Source organism: Staphylococcus sp. EG-SA-2, from assembly GCF_017152085.1.
The window spans coordinates 1-670 of record NZ_JACYHC010001153.1; the positions used below are offsets into that span (position 1 = coordinate 1).

The following is a 670-nucleotide window of genomic DNA, read 5'->3' on the forward strand; positions in this document are numbered from 1 at the left end:
TTATATTGGCAGTAGTTGACTGAACGAAAATGCGCTTGTAACAAGCTTTTTTCAATTCTAGTCAGGGGCCCCAACAAAGAGAAATTGGATTCCCAATTTCTACAGACAATGCAAGTTGGGGTGTGGGCCCCAACAAAGAGAAATTGGATTCCCAATTTCAACAGACAATGCAAGTTGGGGTGTGGGCCCCAACACAGAGAATTTCGAAAAGAAATTCTACAGGCAATGCGAGTTGGGGTGGGACGACGAAATAAATTTTACGAAAATATCATTTCTGTCCCACTCCCATGGTGCCAATTAGTATAAGGTACTTAAATTAAGCATATCTGCTGTCTAGCAGTCGATAAATCATTAGAACTTCGTATAGTATATGACTTTTAATTTGATTTTCACCACTAATTTCAAGTGCTTTTATTGTCGAACGTAAAGTTTCTACAGAATCATCTTCTCTCTTAAAAGAACCATCATAAAATATATCTTTGATGCTACTACTAATTTTTAGCAATGCCATTTTTTCGTCACCTGAAAAGTTAACACGAGTATTTTTAGGTAAGTAAATGATATTTGATAAATGAGTGATAAACAAACGATTCGTATATGCACGTTTAGTTAATTGATTGAGTAATTTCCAATCACATTCTTTTTTCTTATGATAGCTTAATTCATCACG

Annotated in this window: 1 pseudogene; it reads right to left on the bottom strand. The window is 35.1% G+C overall.

Going from position 1 to position 670, the window contains the following annotated elements:
* Positions 1-316 precede the first annotated feature (316 nt).
* A pseudogene (locus IDG60_RS19090) lies at positions 317-670 on the bottom strand (aromatic acid exporter family protein); the annotation flags it as partial.